Below are 15644 nucleotides of genomic sequence, written 5' to 3' on the forward strand. Positions count from 1 at the left end.
ATGGATCAGGCCGGGTGAACGGGGGCCGGGCCGGCTCCGGTGGCGATGGCCGGCCACAGCACCGCCACGACCCGTTCGTGGATCTCCTGCTTGGGCTCGCCGGCGTAGAACGCGGCGAAGTAGCTGCCGAAGCAGAGCAACGCGATCGTCCGGACGTCGAGGCCGGCGTTGACCGCCCCGCGCTCGCGCAGGCGCTCCAGGACCTGCTCCACCAGCGCGACGCGGGGCTCGACGGCGTGCTGGCGCAGGATCTCCAGCAGCTCCGGGGTGCGGGACGCCTCGCCGGCGAAGTCGCCCATGAGGATCATGGCGCCGGGGTCGAAGAAGGCGGGGTCGAGCCGCCGGACGGCCTCGACCAGCGCCTCGCGGGGCGCCAGCGCGGACAGGTCGGCGGCGTACATGTCGCGCTGCTGGCGGAAGCCGTGGTCGAGCGCGTCCACCACCAGGTCGAACTTGTTCTTCCAGCGGCGGTAGAGGGTGGGCCGGGTCACCTCGGCCTCGGCGACGATGTCGCCGATCGTCATCCTGGAGTAGCCGTCGCGGGCGAGCAGCTTGCGGGTGGCCAGGATGATGGCCTCGTCGATGGCCGCGTCGCGTGGGCGGCCACCGGCGCCGGCGCGCCCGGCCTCCGCTTCGCCGCGTGCCGGCCGGGTGCGGCCCATCGCCCACCTCGCAGGATGCCCCGGTTACGTTACAGCTCGTAACTGTAACAGAAGGAGAGACGACAGGCAGAGGGTTACGTACGAGCAATAACTGTAACGCAACCTTAAGGGGAGAACTCGGTCATGAGCAGCACAGACCCACTCGCGGAGTCGGCCATGGCGAGGGTGTCCTGGCTCGACGGCACCGCCCCCGGCGAGCGGCCGCGCCGGCCGGCCGACGAGTGGCCGTCGTGACGCCGCAGGCCCCGGCCCGGCGCCTGCGGCCGTACGGAGACGACATGCCGCCCCTCGCCCGCCCGGGTTCGGTCCGGGCCCGGTGCACGCTGATCGCGGCCCTGTTCGCGATGTGCGTGCTGGTGGTGCTCGGCGCGACCGTGGACCTCGCGATCCGCTGGCGGGTCCAGTCCGACGCCTTCCGCCAGGCCGAACGGGTGGCGAGCCAGTGGAGCCCGATCGCCCGCGACGGTTACGTGCCGCACCCGATCCCGGCCAACCCGCCCGTGGATCTCATCCAGGTCGTGGACGCCCGTCATCGGGTCGTGAAATCCAGCCGGGAGGCCTCGGCGACCGTGCCGCTCAGCACCCTGCGACCGCCGCCGGACGCGCGCTTCCAGCCGCGCACCGAGTGCCCGCCGCACGGCAGGTGCATCCTGCTCCAGGCCATCCGCCTGTCCCCGGCGCCGGACGCGAGCGTCGTGTACGCCGGCATCCCGGAGCCGGACCTGCTGGCCACGCACGATCTGGAGTACGCCGTCGCGGCCGGGACCGCCGTGTTCACCGGCATCGCGGCCTGGACCGCGTGGGTGCTGGTGGGGCGCGCGCTGCGGCCCGTCGAGGCGATCAGGGCCAGGATCTCGCAGATCACGGTGAGCGACCTGAGCCTGCGCGTCCCGGTGCCGAGGGGCAACGACGAGATCACCCGGCTGGCCGCCACCGCCAACCACACGCTCAGCCAGCTGGAGGGCGCGGTGGAGCAGTTGCGCCAGTTCGCCTCCACGACCAGCCACGAGCTGCGCACCCCGATCGCCGGGCTGCGCACGCAACTGGAGGAGGCGCTGCTCTATCCCGGGGACGTCGATCCCCGCGAGGCGCTGCGCAGCGCGCTGGCCACGGCCGGCCGGCTGGAGGCGATCGTCGACGACCTGCTGCTGCTCGCCCGCCTGCGGGCCGCCGACCCGTCGCCTCCCGAGCGCATCGATCTCGGCGAGCTCGTCGCCGCCGAGGTGAACGCGCAGCCGGGCTCCGTCCCGGTCCGCGTCCACGCGCCCCGCGGGCTGGAGATCCGCGGCTCGCGCATGCAACTGGTCCGCGTGCTCGCCAACCTCCTGGCCAACGCTCGGCGGCACGCCGAGTCCGCCGTCGAGGTCAGCGTCGGACCGGCCGATGACGGGGTCGCGGTCACCGTGACCGACGACGGGCCGGGCATCCCGCCCGCCCACCGGGAACGCGTCTTCGAACGGTTCGTCCGCCTCGACGACGGCCGCCGCCGCGACCCCGGAGGCAGCGGGCTCGGCCTGGCCATCTCCCGCGACATCGCGCACTCCCACCACGGCACCCTCACGGCCGAGGACTCGCCGCGCGGGGCCAGGTTCGTCCTGTGGCTGCCGCTCGTCAGCGGCGGCCCCGGGCACTGACCATCCCCGCACGCACCGACCGCTCCTCACCCGCGCCTGATCGCCGTCGCGGGCACCACGATGGTCATCTAGGGTTGCCAAGCGAACCAGCTGATCGGAAACCGAGGCCGGCGAACCGCGTCAGGCAAGCAGGCCGGGCGTGCGGTCGCCGTGCCGGGGAAGGAGCCGCTCATGATCACCGATCCGACGATCCTCCGGATCGGCCACGGGGTGGAATTACACCACCACCAGGGCCGGCGTGAAGCTGCTCGCGACGTGTTCGCGCAGATCTGGGACGACATCGGCGGCGAGCAGGGCGATCCGCTGCACGTGTGCGTCCTCGCCCACGCGATGGCGGACGTGCAGGACGACGCGCACCAGGAGCTGACGTGGGATCTGCGGGCGCTCGCCGCCGCCGATCTGGTCACCGACGAGCAGGTGGCCCAGGCCGGGGTGACGCTCTCCGTGGCCGGCCTGTACCCGTCGTTGCACCTCAACGTGAGCGAGTGCTACCGCAAGCTGGGCGATCTCGCCCGCGCCCGTGAGCACCTCCAGCAGGCGCGGGCCACGATCGGCGCGCTCGGCGACGACGAGTACGGGCAGCTCATCAGGGGTGGCCTGGAGCGGCTGGCCGAACAGCTGGGGGAGCCCACCTGACCGCGCTGTGAGCCGGATCACGGTTGAGGTTGACCTTGGACCAGGGTGGAAGCTCGGCGCGACGCCGCCCCGGACACCGCTGATCAAAGGATCGACCCACCATGACGATCACCCTTCCCGGCCAGGACAAGAGCATCCTGCGCACCGCCGCGTACGGCGCCGTGTCGCTGATGGCCGCCGCAGGCGCCGCCGGCGAGCCGCGCAAGATCGCCGTCCACGGCGGCATCGCGCTGGGCTCGGCCACCGGCCTGGTCGGGCACTTCCTCGCCCATCCGGCGCATCTGAAGATCGTGACCGGTATGCGCGCCCGCACCGAGGCCGGGACCCGGTACAAGCTCCTCGCCCTGCACGGCGAGGAGCAGGGATCGGCCGGGGCCCGGGGGGTCGCGCTCGTCGAGGCCAAGCTCCGCGCCGCCGGCATCCCATCCCCAGACCGGACGCCCACTGACCGCGCCGGACCCCCGGATCAGACGCGGAACGTGGACAGGGGAGCCGTGCACAGGGTCTGCTCGGCGCCCCACTCCTCGAACGTGCCGACAGGGCGGAAGCCGAGGCGGGCGGCGAGCGCCAGGGATCGTTCGTTCGCGCTCTGGGTCACGAGCAGGACCGGCTGGTCGGGGAGCTCGACGGCCGCGGCGCGCAGCGCGGCCGTCGCGGCCTCGAAGGCGTACCCCGCGCCCCATGCGCCGCGCCGCAGCACATAGCCCAGCTCCAGTTCCTCGCCGTCCTCGGTGACGTGCCCGGTGTGATCGTTCGACCGGCGGCCGAGCATCAGCGTGCCGAGGAAGCGGCCCGTCGTGCCGTCCGCGATGACGAAGTTGCCGGGCCTGGAGGCGCCGGCGGTCATGACCGTGTCGAAGTGCTTCTCGACGTCGCTGCGCGGCCGGGGGCCACCGAGGTACGCCTGCACCTCGGGATCGGTCATGAGCTCGATGAATCCTTCCCGGTCGGCATCGCGCACCATGCGAAGCAGGAGCCGTTCCGAGAGGACTTCCGTGGCGGACAGCGTGCGCGATGGGCTCATAAGCGCATGATCATAGAACACCGGGGGCTCCCATGCCTGTGGTGCTTCCGCCGCGCCGGCCAGGGAACCTGGCGACGCGGTCAGCCCGTAGCAGGCGGGTACGGAGCTTGCAGGCTCCACACCCGCAGCTTGCCGTCGTCGCCGCCGGACACCGCCACCGGGCGGCCGTCCAGCAGCCCGACCGCCACCGACTCGATCAGGCCCCGGTGACCGAGGAAGGGGCCGCCGAGCTGCGTTCCCGCGGCGAGGTCCCAGACGCGCACCGTCCCGTCCCTGTAGCCGCCGGACACCGCCACGGCTCGGCCGCCGGGCAGCTCGCCCGCCGCCAGGCCCAGGGCCCAGCTCCGGTGCCCGGCCAGCGGCTCGCCGATCGGCGCCGCGCCGGCCAGGTCCCAGACCCGCACCGTGTGGTCGCCGTCGCCGCCGCCGGAGATCGCCACGGGGCGGTCGCCGAGCCGCCCGACCGCCGCCGACTCCACCGGGCCGCGGTGGGCCCGGGCACGTGCGGCCACCGTGGCGCCGGTGACCAGGTCGGAGACGAGGACGGTGCCGTCGTGGCCGCCGGAGACCACGACAAGGCGGTCGCCGAGCTGCCCCACGGCGACCGCCAGCACCCAGGACGCGTGGCCCTCGGCGGGTTCGCCGGCGAGGGCGCCGGTCGTCAGGTCCCACGCGCGTACGGTGCCGTCGAGGCCGCCGGAGACCGCCACGGGGCCGCCGGGTGACAGGCCCGTGGCCACCGACTCCACCGAGCCCCGGTGCCCCGTGAACGGTTCGAGGAGCGGCGTGCCGCTCGTCAGGTCCCACAGGCGCACGGTGCCGTCGAGGCCGCCGGAGACCGCCACGGGACCGCCGGGTAACAGGCTTGTCGCCACCGACCAGACCGGACCGCGGTGACCCCGCAGCGCCGCGCCCACGGGAGCGCCGGTGGCCAGGTCCGCCACGGCGACGGTGCCGTCGTAGCCGCCGCTGACCACGACCGGGCGACCGTTCAGCCGGGTCAGCGCCACCGACAGGACCCACTTCTGCCGGCCCGCGACCGGCTCGCGCACCAGGTTCCCGAACGGGACCCCGGCGCCGGAGGAAAAGAGGCTCGCCAGCCCGTACACCGCGGGGACCGCGGCGACGGCGGCGCCCGCCGCGAGCACCCGCACCAGGCGGCGGCGCCGCGGATCCACCCGGGGGCCGGGCAGCGACCGTTCCTGGGTGAGGGTGGTGAGCAGGTCGGCGACGGCGGGCCGGGAGCCGGGGTCCTTGGCCAGGCAGGCGGCCAGCAGCGGGCGCAGGCGGCCGGGCACGCCCGCCAGGTCGGGGTCGCGGGTCATGATCGCGTTGAGGACCACCGCCGTGACCGCGCCGGGGAAGGCCCGGTGCCCGGTGGCGGCGTAGACCATGGTGGCGGCCCAGGCGAACACGTCCGAGGCGACGTCGGCGGGGTCGCCGTTCAGCAGCTCGGGCGACAGGTAGGCCGGGGTGCCGACCAGGCCGGAGCCCGTGGTGGACTGTTCGAGCAGGCGAGCGATGCCGAAGTCGATGACCACCGGCCCCTCCGGCCCCATGATCACGTTGCTCGGCTTGAGGTCCCGGTGCACGACGCCGGCCCGGTGGATCGCCTGCAGCGCCGTCAACGTGGTGATCGCCAACCGGTCCAGGCCGCCGCCGGCGCGCGGCCCGTCGCGCGCCACGAGACCTTCCAGGGACGGGCCCGGGACGTACTCGCTGACCAGGTACGGCCGCCCGTCCTCGATGCCCGCGTCCAGCACGCGCGCGGTGCAGAACGCCGCCACCCTCGCGGCGATCGCGGCCTCACGCAGGAAGCGCTCCTGGGCCTCGGCGTCGCCGGCCAGACGGGCGTGCAGCGTCTTGACGGCCACCGGCTGCCCCTGCGGCGTCCGGCCCAGGTAGACCACGCCCTGGCCGCCGGACCCCAGCACGCCGGTCAGCCGGTAGCCCGAGATCCGCCGGGGATCGCCCTCGGCCAGCGGGCGCGGATCGGACGTCACGGCTCCCGCACCCGGCTCCACAGGTGAACCGTACAAGACGGGGTGCCGGTAAGAAACGTGTCATGAGCCCCAAACGAGCTGCTGGCCCAAGCTCGCGCTTGGCCGATTCTCTTCAGGAAATGGCCCTTCCGTGAAGTAATGTGGCCGCATGCTGTCCTCCACCCCCAGCTCGGCGTCCCTGCTCGCCGGGCAGGATCACGCCGAAATCACTTCACGAAAGGTGGCCGGGCTTCCCGAACGCCTCGATCCGGCCGACGACAGCCTCCCAGTCTGGACGGAGCGCTACCTCGATCTCGCCGTGCGCGGAGTCCGCTCAGCTGAGGTCACCGCCAAGATCTCCCGGCACCTGGAGCGCTTCGGCGCCTGGATCACCGGCGGCCTCGGGCACGACCGGCTCTCGGCCGTCACCCCGCGCGAGATCACAGCCTGGCGCGACCACCTGGCCGCCGCCGGCAACCGCGGCCGCGACAACATGCCCGCGCCGATGGCGCCAGCGACCGTCAACAACCACCTCGCGCACCTGTCAGCGCTGTTCACCTGGATCACCGCGCACGCCCCCGAAGGGCTGCTGCGCCACGGCGACCCGACCAGGAAAGTCCCCCTGCTACCACTGCCTGCCCCGCAGCCGCGAGCGCTGGCCGCCGCCCAGGTGCGCACCGTCAAGAACGTCGTGGACCGGATCGAGACCTTCCACGAGCTCAAGGGCCGCCGTCACCGCGGCGCCGCCACGCCCCGGGTGCACGCCCACGCTCGCCCGCTGCGGGACCGGGCCATCATCTACCTGCTGTTCGGCACCGGGCTGCGCCGCGCCGAGCTGGTCGGCCTGGACCTGGACCAGCTGGAGCCGGCCGCCCCCGAGCGGCTGCGCCAGGCCAAGAAGGCGCGCCTTGTCGGCGTGCGCGGCAAGGGCCGCACCAGCCGCACCGTGTTCCTGGGCCGCGACGCCCGCCAGGCGCTGGCCGACTACCTCGACCAGGAGCGGCCCGGCGACGCCGCCGCCAGCGCCGGCCCGGCCGCGCTGCTGCTGTCGGCCGCCTCCATCGCCGCCCGTCGCCCCGACGGCCGCCTCTCGGCCCGCTCCATCAACACCATCGTCGGCGAGATCGGCCGCCTGCACGACGCGCAGATGCCCGACCCCGACCGCAAGCTCGGCACCCTGCGCCCGCACGACGCCCGGCATACTTTCGCCTACGGCCTGTCGCAGGCCTCCGGCCACAACCGCGCCGAACTCGAGCGCCGCCTCGGCCACGCCAACGACCGCTACCTGCGCCTGTACACCAACCCACCCGACGACATCGCCGCCGACTACGTCGAAGACCTATGACCGCGAGACCTGGTCGCACCTCGACACGACGGGCAGCGTAGCCATCCGCCCAGTCGACGATCCGGTCGGCGAGTGCTTGACGGCAGCCGCGACGCCGGGAGCGCCTGGACCGCCGGCTGCGTCGATGACGCTGAGTGTGAGCCGAGTATGGAACACCGCTTGGCCTGGCGTCGGTTCGACCAAGCTGTACCGATACCACATCGCCATGGTGGTGGCCGGCTGCTGATCCAACTCAACCGCCACCAGATCTCGGCCCGCCGGGGCGCGATCATCTGACGCGGCCACCATCGCCAGCGCCGTTGCGTTGCTTCCTGGACTTCCCGGTGGCGCCTATGACCCCGTAGCCGATACTCGGGTTCGACGGTTCAGGAGTCGCGGCGGGCATTCCTTCGCGGCGCGATGAAGACGGCCCAGGCGGCTATGCCCAGGCCCGGACCGATGGACGAACCCAGCGCGACACCGTAAGCGAGGTTGTCGAAAAAACCCCCGACGACGACGCCGACGAGGAGGCCGAAGGCAGCGCCAAATGCGATCCAGATCCCGAGATTTTCCCAGATCCCGAGACCTTCGGCGGGCGGGGGCGTGTTGTTGCTCGTCATTGCATTTCTCCCAAGGACGGGGGCGGACAGGGCTGACAATCTGGCGGCCCATCACGGCGGATGTTGGCGTTCGCGTTGTCCGGTGTCCGGAGCGGCCGAGTGCCCGCCGCGCCTACGCCGTGGCACGGCGGATGAGCCCGTACCCGCCGACCGCGAACGCGGCGGCCACCAGGACCGGCCAGCCGGCGAGCAGCGCCGTGGGGGACTGGTCGAGAAACCAGCGGCCGATCGCGTGCCATTGCCGGGTCCACGTGATCAGCGCGGCGGCCAGCCCGAGCGCTGTGAACGCCAGGGTGAGGCCGGCGAGGACGCCGGTGGTGCCCCAGTGCAGGTACACCGTGCCGAGCAGGATCCCGAGGTGGGTCACGACCAGCATGGGTACCGCGTACCCGAGCAGGAGCAGCACCGGGTTGGCGTCATCCATGAACGGCAGGGCGAAGAAGCGCATCCCCCACCCCCAGTAGCCGGTGGCCTGTTCCATAGCGCGCAGCAGGCAGAGCACCAGCGCGTAGAGCACCGACTGGACGACCGCGAGCAGCGACCAGGCCAGGTAGAACTCCCGGCGGGTCACGCTCATGCCCAGCGCGTACGGGAAGATCTGGGTGACCGAGACGGTGGCCATCGCGATCGCGACGCCGCACAGGCTGACCAGGCCGCCGGTGGTCGTCACACCGTCGCCCGGGTCGTAGTTCGCCATGACGCTCAACAGGTTGATGCCGAACGCGACGGCCACCATGCTCCACGTCCATCCAAGGATCTGCGGCCAGGCCGGCATCTGGAGACGGACCACCTGACGGATGCGGTTCATCGGGCGGCCTCCCGGTCCGCCGGCGCCGTGGTCGTCGGCGGTACGGTCAGGCGGACCACGAGTTGCTGCAACGACAGCGGCTCCAGCTCGACGTCCAGCGCCTGCGCGAGCGCCTTCGCGTGCGGTCCGAGCCCACCGAGGATGGTCGACCGGACCAGGCCGCTCAACCGCTCGCGGTGCAACTCGGTGCGTCCGGCGGCGAACCCGTCCACGGCCTCCGCCCGTCCGGTGGCCGCCACCGCCCGCCCGCGCAGGTCGTCGGCGTCCTCATCGAGCAGCAGCCGGCCGCGGTCGATGAGCAGCACCCGCTCGACCAGGTCGCTCACCTCGTCGATGAGGTGAGTGGACAGCACCACGGTGCGGGGATGCCCGGCGTAGTCGGCGAGCAGGCGGTCGTAGAAAAGCTGCCGGGCGGCCGGGTCGAGCCCGAGGTACGGCTCGTCGAAGAACGTCAGGGGCGCCCGCGCGGCCAGCCCGACGGTCACGCCGAGGGCCGACAGCATGCCCCGCGAGAGCCTGCGGACCAGCCGCCCGGCCGGTAACTGGAAGTCCGCGGCGAGGCCGTGCGCGAACGTGTCGTCCCAGTTCGCAAACAGCCGGCGTGCGGTGTGAAAGACGTGGCGCACGGTGTAGACGTGGGGGTAGCGCTGGCTCTCCCGGACGAAACAGACCTTCGACAGGACGGCCGGGTTCTCCACCGGTGGCGCGTCGAAGACCGACACGTTCCCCGACGACGCGAACGCCTGCCCGGTGAGGATCTGCATCAGGGTGGTCTTGCCCGCCCCGTTGCGCCCGAGCAGGCCGTAGATCGTGTGCTCGGCCAGCGCGAAGCTCACGTCGTCGAGCGCCGTGACGTCACCAAAGCGCTTGGTCACCCCGTGTGCGGTTGCTACCGCTGTCATCCCAGGTCCCTCCCGACAACCGCACCGAATGAATCGATCATCTTCATCAGCTCGTCGTGGCCGATGCCGAGCTTGCGGGCCTCGGCGAGCAGGGGTTCCACGTACTGTTCGGTGAACCGTTCCCGTCGCCGCTCGCGCAGCCTGGCCCGGGCGCCACCGGCGACGAACATGCCGATGCCGCGTCGCTTGTAGAGCGTTCCCTCCGACACGAGCTGGTTGACGCCCTTGGCCGCGGTGGCCGGGTTGATCCGGTGAAAGGCGGCAAGCTCGTTGGTGGACGGGACCTGGGCCTCCTCCACCAGCGACCCGTCGATGATCGAGTTCTCGATCAGCTCGGCGATCTGAAGGAAGATCGGTCGGTCGTGGTCCATCGCTGGCTTGGCCGCCCAACTGGTTAGCTACATGTGTAACTAACCATGCAACCTTGCGTCGCGGCTGTCAAGCCGCCCGGGCGTCCCGCGACCTCAGCCGACGGCGGCGCCGGGACCCGTTTCCCGCTCAGGAAAAGGCAGCCGGGGATGCGTGGGCGGCGTCGTCTCGACGCAGCGGACGGTGTGATCGGGCCGTACGGCTGGCGGCGCAGTGCGCACCTGGGGCAGAGCGGACGCAGACACCGGCACCGACACCGACACCGACACCGACACCGACACCGACACGAGGAACGGTGGCCGACCAGGACGAGCGACAGCACCGTCCGCGGGACCGCGCCCTCGTGGAGCGCGTGCGCCTGGTCCGCGAGTCGGAGCTGAAGCTGACCGAGCGTGAGGACGATGCCGACGCACGGGACCGGGCGGCGGATGCCCGGGACCGCACCGCCGATCAGCGGGATCACCGTGCCGATGAGCGGGACAGGGCGTTAGAGCCTGGCTGTCATGGCCACGATCGCGGCGATCATCATCTGTGACTTGCATCGCTCCATGGCGTGATTCTGGGATCGCTATTTGGCGTACTTTTCGATCTTCGGAACGGTCTCGGCCAGACAGAATGTGGATACTGTCCTCTCCCGGGACTCGTGCACCAGATCCCGCAGCGTCTGCTCGCCGCCGCTGACAGCCGGGAAGATGACCTGGCGGACCGAATCGTCGGACTGGCCGAGCGCGGCGTCGGCGACCTTGAACAGGATGTTCTCCTTGCCGGTCACCCGCTTGAACGCGTTGATCAGCTCCTTGGTCACCTTGCTGTCGGCCCACGCCTTGATCCGGTGCACGGTGGCGATCAGCAGTTCCACCAGCGCGTCGGTGATCTCCCGCTCCCGCTCGCAGACCAGCGCCGCCAGCAGCAGCACCGTCAGCTCGCGCGGATGCGTGCGCATGTGGGAGGGCGCTTCCACCGCCGCCCGGGCCCGCCAGGCGGCCAGCACCTTGGGCGCCACGTCGGCGAACAATCCGGGCGGCAGCTCGATCGAGCGTGCCGCCGCCAGCTTGCGGATCTCGGTCATCATCGACTCCAGGCTCACGTTGCCCGGCGCGGACTTGATCAACGTCAGGAGGCCGGAGTCGATGTCGTCATCGTCCTCGGCGGGTGCCTCAACCATAGGTTCCTGACGGTCACCGGCCCCCTCGTTCACCGCGCGGCTCGCATCTTCGATGCCGACCAGCGCGTAGATCCGCTGCGTGGTCTCGGGACTCAACCGGGAGGCGATCCGCACCGACCGGGCGACCTCCGCGTTGTGCAGGGCCGAGGCCACGATCCGGGAGATCCGTCCAGGCGCCGGCGGTTCGATCCGCTCCTCGCGCAGATGCTTGAGCAACTCCTCCTGAACCCGTTCAGGCCGCCGCTCGGCGTGCGCGACCTCCTCGGCCAGCCACACCGCCAGCTTCGTTGCGTCCTCGGTCGTGCAGGTGCGAAAGCCCAGGTGCGGTACGGATCTGACTGCGGTGGCACTCGATCGTGGAGCCGGACCACTCATAAAAGCCGAGCTCCGAGGCAGGAACCCGGACGTGCTTGGCCACGTGATCAACCACGTCTTCCGGCAGCTCTGAACGGCCGCGCGGGAACCTGCCGTGCTGCGTGTAGCACTTCAGCAAGATCGCGAAGCCGAGTCGCGTGGCATCGCGCTTTCCGGCGATCAGGTCGCGCTCTTCATCCAGGATCGTCCAGTGCTCGACCAACTCGTCGATGTGCATCGGGGGGTGTTTCACGACCGCCCAGCATTGACCAGGCAAGTCACAGCAAGATCAACGCCGTTTGGGGCTCATGACACGTTTCTTACCGGCACCCCAAGACGGGCCTCCGCCGAGGACACACCCGGCGCGACGGCGGCCGGCCGCGTCCGCGGGCCCTGGACCGCCAGGAGAGGCGGCCGTGACCTTTCTGGAACTTGGGTCTTGTGTAAGGCGCGATGTCAATTTAGGCTGCGCCGCAAGTTAAGAAACCTTCCTAACCGGGTGAAGCCGAGACGGCCTTCCCGCCGATCCGCCCCTGCCTGTCCCCCCGAAGAATCGGAGTCGTACGTGAGGCGAAGTGCAGTAGCGAGGATCTTAACGATCGTGGCCGCGCTGGCGCTGCCGCTGGCGGTGCCGTCCGGCGCGAGCGCGGCCGGCGCGCGGCAGGCGGCGGCCGACCCCCTGGTGTCGCAGGGCAAGGCCGTGACGGCCTCCTCGGTCGAGGCCGCCGGCCTGGAGCCGGGCAAGGCGGTGGACGGCAGCACGTCCACGCGCTGGGCCAGCGCCGAAGGGGTGGACCCGCAGTGGATCCGGGTGGACCTCGGCTCCGCGTACAACGTCTCGCGGGTGCGGCTGACGTGGGAGGCCGCCCACGCCACGGCGTACCGGGTGCAGACCTCGCCCGACGGCTCCACCTGGAGCGACGTCCACTCCACCACCGCCGGCGACGGAGCGGTCGACGACCTCACCGTCACCGGCACCGGCCGGTACGTCCGCGTGTACGGCACGCAGCGCGGCACCCCCTACGGCTACTCCCTGTGGGAGCTGGAGGTCTACGGAACCCCCGCCGGCGGCGGAGGCAGTGGCACTCCCGTGCAGGCGAACGGGCAGTTGCGCGTGTGCGGCATCAAGCTCTGCAACGAGAACGGCAAGCAGATCCAGCTGCGCGGCATGAGCAGCCACGGCATCCAGTGGTACAACCAGTGCCTCAACACCGCGTCGCTCGACGCGCTGGCAGGCGACTGGAAGGCCGACGTCCTGCGCATCTCGATGTACATCCAGGAGGGCGGCTACGAGACCAACCCCCGGCTGTTCACCGACCGCGTGCACTCCCTGATCGAGATGGCCACCGCCCGGGGCATGTACGCGATCGTGGACTGGCACATGCTCACCCCGGGTGACCCGATGTACAACCTCAGCCGGGCCAGGACGTTCTTCACGGAGATCGCCCAGCGGCACAACGGCAAGAAGAACGTCCTGTACGAGATCGCCAACGAGCCGAACGGCGACGCGGTCACGTGGTCCGTCATCCGCGACTACGCGCACCAGCTCATCCCGGTGATCCGGCAGTACGACCCCGACGCCCCCGTCCTGGTCGGCACCCGGGCGTGGTCGTCGCTCGGCGTCTCCGGCGGCGGCGACGAGACCGAGATCGTCAACAACCCGGTCAACGCCGCCAACATCATGTACACGTTCCACTTCTACGCGGGCTCGCACGGCACCGAGTACCTGAACACGCTGTCCCGGGCCGCCGACCGGCTGCCGATCTTCGTGACAGAGTTCGGCACCCAGAGCGCCTCCGGTGACGGAGCCAACAACTTCACCAGGTCGCAGCAGTACCTCGACCTGCTGGCCCAGAAGAAGATCAGCTGGGTGAACTGGAACTTCTCCGACGACTTCCGCACGGGCGCCGTCTTCACCACCGGGACCTGCCCGAACGGGCCGTTCGCCGGGACGGGCAACCTCAAGGAGGCCGGGGTCTGGATCCGTGACCGGATCCGCACCGCCGACGACTTCTGACGCGGGCCGGGCGCGGGGAGGGCGGCTCCGGTGACGCCTTCCCCTGCTCCCGTCCCGGCGCCCGCCCCTCTCTGTCCCCGCGCCTGCCCCGCCACTGCCCCGCGCGCGGCCGGCCTCACAGGCCGCTCCAGAACTCGGACAGCACGCGGCCGGGCCTCCCGAGCGGGGTGCTGAAGCATCCACCAGTGACCGAGCTCGCCGGCGGGAGATCAGGCCATGGCCAGCAGGGCCGGCGCGGGTGCCGCCGCGATGAGGGTCATGATCAGGACCGGCGGCGCCAGGGCGCCTGCGGCGAGGAACGGGGTGACGATGACGGCGCCGAGGGGCGGCGTCGCCTGCATGAGCGTTCTCAGCAGGGCGGAGCCCCGGCCGCGCAGGGGCGCGGGGATGCGCGCCATGCGCAGCGACTGCGCCCACGGCTGATCGGCGGCGCGTTCCCGCGACCGTCGCGGCCGGACGGAGTCGGCACGTTCGTACAGCGGCCGGACGGAGTCGGCACGTTCGTGCAGCGGCCGGATGGAGTCGGCACGTTCGTACAAGTCTCGCCGGGACCCCACGGAGCATCCTGGGGGCGGACGACGCGTTCCGACGAGAGGGTCACGATGCTCAACCTGTCGATCATCCTGGAAGACAGCGCCCGCAACGCTCCGGACCGCACCGCCCTGGTCTTCGGCGACCTGCGCCTGCCGTACTCCGCGGTGGACTCCGTCGCGAACCAGGTGGCCGGCCTGCTGGTGGCGCGGGGGATCGGCAAGGGCGACAAGGTGGCGCTGCTCTGCCCGAACGTGCCCTACTTCCCCTTCGTCTACTTCGGGATCCTCAAGGCGGGGGCGACCGTGGTCCCGCTCAACGTGCTGCTGCGGCCGCGCGAGATCACCTACCACCTGGACGACAGCGACGCCAAGGCGTTCTTCTGCTTCGAGGGCACCGACGAGCTGCCGATGGGGGCGCACGGGCGGGAGGGGTTTGACGCCGTCGAGGGTTGTGAGCACTTCTTCGTCCTGCCGGCCACGCCGCTGGCCACCGAGTCGGAGCACGGCGAGTCGTTCTGGGCGGCGCTGAACGGGATGCCGGGGGAGTTCGAGACGGTGCGGACCGGGCCTGAGGACGTCGCGGCCATCCTCTACACCTCCGGCACCACCGGCCGGCCCAAGGGCGCCGAGCTCACCCACGCGAACATGCTGATCAACACCATGGTCAGCGACGCGATGTTCCCCACCGATCCCGAGGGCGACGTCTCTCTCGCCGTCCTGCCGCTCTTCCACTCCTTCGGCCAGACCTCGGTCATGAACGTGAGCCTGCGCCGCCGCGCCACCCTCGTGCTCCTGCCGCGCTTCGAGCCGGGCCAGGCGCTGGAGCTCATGCGCGGGGAGAAGGTGACCATGTTCGCCGGGGTGCCCACCATGTACTGGGCGATGCTGTCGAAGATCCACGCGGACGGGGCGGAGGTGCCCACGACGCTGCAGGTGGCGGTTTCGGGGGCGGCCGCCTGCCCGGTCGAGGTGCTCAAGGACTTCGAGGCCACGTTCGGCATCCCGATCCTGGAGGGCTACGGCCTGTCGGAGACGTCGCCCGCGGCCTGCTTCAACCAGCTCAGCCGGCCCACCAAGCCCGGCACCATCGGGTTCCCCATCTGGGGAGTGGAGATGCGGCTGGTGGACGGGGACGGGAACGTCATCGAGGGCGAGGGGCCGGGCGAGATCGCCATCCGCGGGCACAACGTCATGAAGGGATACTACGGGCGGCCCGAGGCCACGCAGGAGGTTCTGCGGGACGGCTGGTTCCGTACCGGTGACATCGCCACCCGCGACGAGGACGGCTACTACGCGATCGTCGACCGCACGAAGGACATGATCATCCGGGGCGGCTTCAACGTCTACCCGCGCGAGGTGGAGGAGGTGCTGATGACGCACCCGGCGGTCTCGCTGGTGGCGGTGGTCGGCGTGCCCCACGCCTCGCACGGCGAGGAGGTCAAGGCGTACGTGATCCCCTCTCCCGGCGCGCGGGCGAGCGAGGCCGAGCTCGTCGCCTGGTGCAGGGAGAACATGGCGGCCTACAAGTACCCGCGGATCATCGAGTTCCGTGAGACCCTCCCGATGACCGCGACCGGCAAGATCCTCAAGCGCGAGCTGCGTTAGTCACGCGCC

Annotated in this window: 17 protein-coding genes; 6 read left to right on the plus strand and 11 right to left on the minus strand. The window is 71.3% G+C overall.

What is annotated here, in order from left to right; genetic code table 11:
• Nucleotides 1–5 precede the first annotated feature (5 nt).
• Nucleotides 6–662, minus strand: coding sequence for a TetR/AcrR family transcriptional regulator (locus ACBJ32_RS40350; RefSeq protein WP_375131269.1), 657 nt, complete (start codon nt 660–662; stop codon nt 6–8).
• Between the two features lie 278 nt (nt 663–940).
• Here ACBJ32_RS40350 and ACBJ32_RS40355 point away from each other — a divergent pair, with 278 nt between their 5' ends.
• On the plus strand, nt 941–2296 hold the full coding sequence (locus ACBJ32_RS40355) for a sensor histidine kinase (RefSeq protein ID WP_375131270.1): 1356 nt from the start codon (nt 941–943) through the stop codon (nt 2294–2296).
• Between the two features lie 171 nt (nt 2297–2467).
• Nucleotides 2468–2932, plus strand: a complete 465-nt coding sequence (locus ACBJ32_RS40360) for a hypothetical protein (RefSeq protein WP_375131271.1) — start codon at nt 2468–2470, stop codon at nt 2930–2932.
• 83 nt (nt 2933–3015) lie between these two features.
• Here ACBJ32_RS40360 and ACBJ32_RS40365 read toward each other — a convergent pair whose 3' ends face one another.
• The 3 genes from ACBJ32_RS40365 to ACBJ32_RS40375 all read right to left on the minus strand — a co-directional run bounded on the left by ACBJ32_RS40365 (nt 3016) and on the right by ACBJ32_RS40375 (nt 5959).
• Nucleotides 3016–3282, minus strand: a complete 267-nt coding sequence (locus tag ACBJ32_RS40365) for a hypothetical protein (protein WP_375131272.1) — start codon at nt 3280–3282, stop codon at nt 3016–3018.
• Between the two features lie 116 nt (nt 3283–3398).
• The gene (locus ACBJ32_RS40370) at nt 3399–3956 is read right to left on the minus strand and encodes a GNAT family N-acetyltransferase (RefSeq protein ID WP_375131273.1); all 558 of its coding nucleotides are present in this window, start codon (nt 3954–3956) and stop codon (nt 3399–3401) included.
• Between the two features lie 80 nt (nt 3957–4036).
• Nucleotides 4037–5959, minus strand: coding sequence for a serine/threonine-protein kinase (locus ACBJ32_RS40375; protein WP_375131274.1), 1923 nt, complete (start codon nt 5957–5959; stop codon nt 4037–4039).
• A 148-nt stretch (nt 5960–6107) separates the two neighbouring features.
• On the opposite strand from ACBJ32_RS40375, the gene ACBJ32_RS40380 reads away from it, so the two are divergent.
• Nucleotides 6108–7283, plus strand: a complete 1176-nt coding sequence (locus tag ACBJ32_RS40380) for a tyrosine-type recombinase/integrase (protein ID WP_375131275.1) — start codon at nt 6108–6110, stop codon at nt 7281–7283.
• Between the two features lie 365 nt (nt 7284–7648).
• Here the strand turns inward: ACBJ32_RS40380 and ACBJ32_RS40385 are convergent, their stop codons facing one another.
• From ACBJ32_RS40385 to ACBJ32_RS40400, 4 genes are all read right to left on the minus strand, one after another.
• Nucleotides 7649–7882 carry a hypothetical protein gene (locus ACBJ32_RS40385; RefSeq protein WP_375131276.1) on the minus strand — a complete coding sequence of 78 codons (234 nt, stop codon included), beginning with the start codon at nt 7880–7882 and terminating at the stop codon, nt 7649–7651.
• 112 nt (nt 7883–7994) lie between these two features.
• The gene (locus ACBJ32_RS40390) at nt 7995–8690 is read right to left on the minus strand and encodes a hypothetical protein (protein WP_375131277.1); all 696 of its coding nucleotides are present in this window, start codon (nt 8688–8690) and stop codon (nt 7995–7997) included.
• Nucleotides 8687–9592 (minus strand): ABC transporter ATP-binding protein, encoded by a 906-nt coding sequence (locus ACBJ32_RS40395; protein WP_375131278.1) that lies wholly within the window; start codon nt 9590–9592, stop codon nt 8687–8689. The genes ACBJ32_RS40390 and ACBJ32_RS40395 overlap by 4 nt, the downstream gene beginning before the upstream one ends.
• Nucleotides 9589–9963, minus strand: coding sequence for a GntR family transcriptional regulator (locus ACBJ32_RS40400; protein WP_375131279.1), 375 nt, complete (start codon nt 9961–9963; stop codon nt 9589–9591). Before ACBJ32_RS40400 ends, ACBJ32_RS40395 begins: the two co-directional genes overlap by 4 nt.
• A 293-nt stretch (nt 9964–10256) precedes the next feature.
• Here ACBJ32_RS40400 and ACBJ32_RS40405 point away from each other — a divergent pair, with 293 nt between their 5' ends.
• Complete coding sequence (locus ACBJ32_RS40405) at nt 10257–10496, plus strand: hypothetical protein (RefSeq protein WP_375131280.1); 240 nt, start codon at nt 10257–10259, stop codon at nt 10494–10496.
• Between the two features lie 33 nt (nt 10497–10529).
• Here ACBJ32_RS40405 and ACBJ32_RS40410 read toward each other — a convergent pair whose 3' ends face one another.
• Together ACBJ32_RS40410 and ACBJ32_RS40415 are read right to left on the minus strand one after the other, a co-directional pair.
• The gene (locus tag ACBJ32_RS40410; RefSeq protein WP_375131281.1) at nt 10530–11402 is read right to left on the minus strand and encodes a hypothetical protein; all 873 of its coding nucleotides are present in this window, start codon (nt 11400–11402) and stop codon (nt 10530–10532) included.
• Entirely contained in the window at nt 11359–11718 is a 360-nt protein-coding gene (locus ACBJ32_RS40415; RefSeq protein WP_375131282.1) for a DUF4158 domain-containing protein, read from the minus strand. Before ACBJ32_RS40415 ends, ACBJ32_RS40410 begins: the two co-directional genes overlap by 44 nt.
• A gap of 363 nt (nt 11719–12081) precedes the next feature.
• On the opposite strand from ACBJ32_RS40415, the gene ACBJ32_RS40420 reads away from it, so the two are divergent.
• Entirely contained in the window at nt 12082–13497 is a 1416-nt protein-coding gene (locus tag ACBJ32_RS40420) for a cellulase family glycosylhydrolase (RefSeq protein WP_375131283.1), read from the plus strand.
• A 209-nt stretch (nt 13498–13706) separates the two neighbouring features.
• Here ACBJ32_RS40420 and ACBJ32_RS40425 read toward each other — a convergent pair whose 3' ends face one another.
• Entirely contained in the window at nt 13707–14036 is a 330-nt protein-coding gene (locus ACBJ32_RS40425; RefSeq protein ID WP_375131284.1) for a hypothetical protein, read from the minus strand.
• A gap of 63 nt (nt 14037–14099) precedes the next feature.
• On the opposite strand from ACBJ32_RS40425, the gene ACBJ32_RS40430 reads away from it, so the two are divergent.
• Nucleotides 14100–15635 carry a long-chain fatty acid--CoA ligase gene (locus ACBJ32_RS40430; protein ID WP_375131285.1) on the plus strand — a complete coding sequence of 512 codons (1536 nt, stop codon included), beginning with the start codon at nt 14100–14102 and terminating at the stop codon, nt 15633–15635.
• Nucleotides 15636–15644 lie beyond the last annotated feature (9 nt).

Source organism: Nonomuraea sp. GTA35, from assembly GCF_041950525.1.
GTDB lineage: Bacteria > Actinomycetota > Actinomycetes > Streptosporangiales > Streptosporangiaceae > Nonomuraea.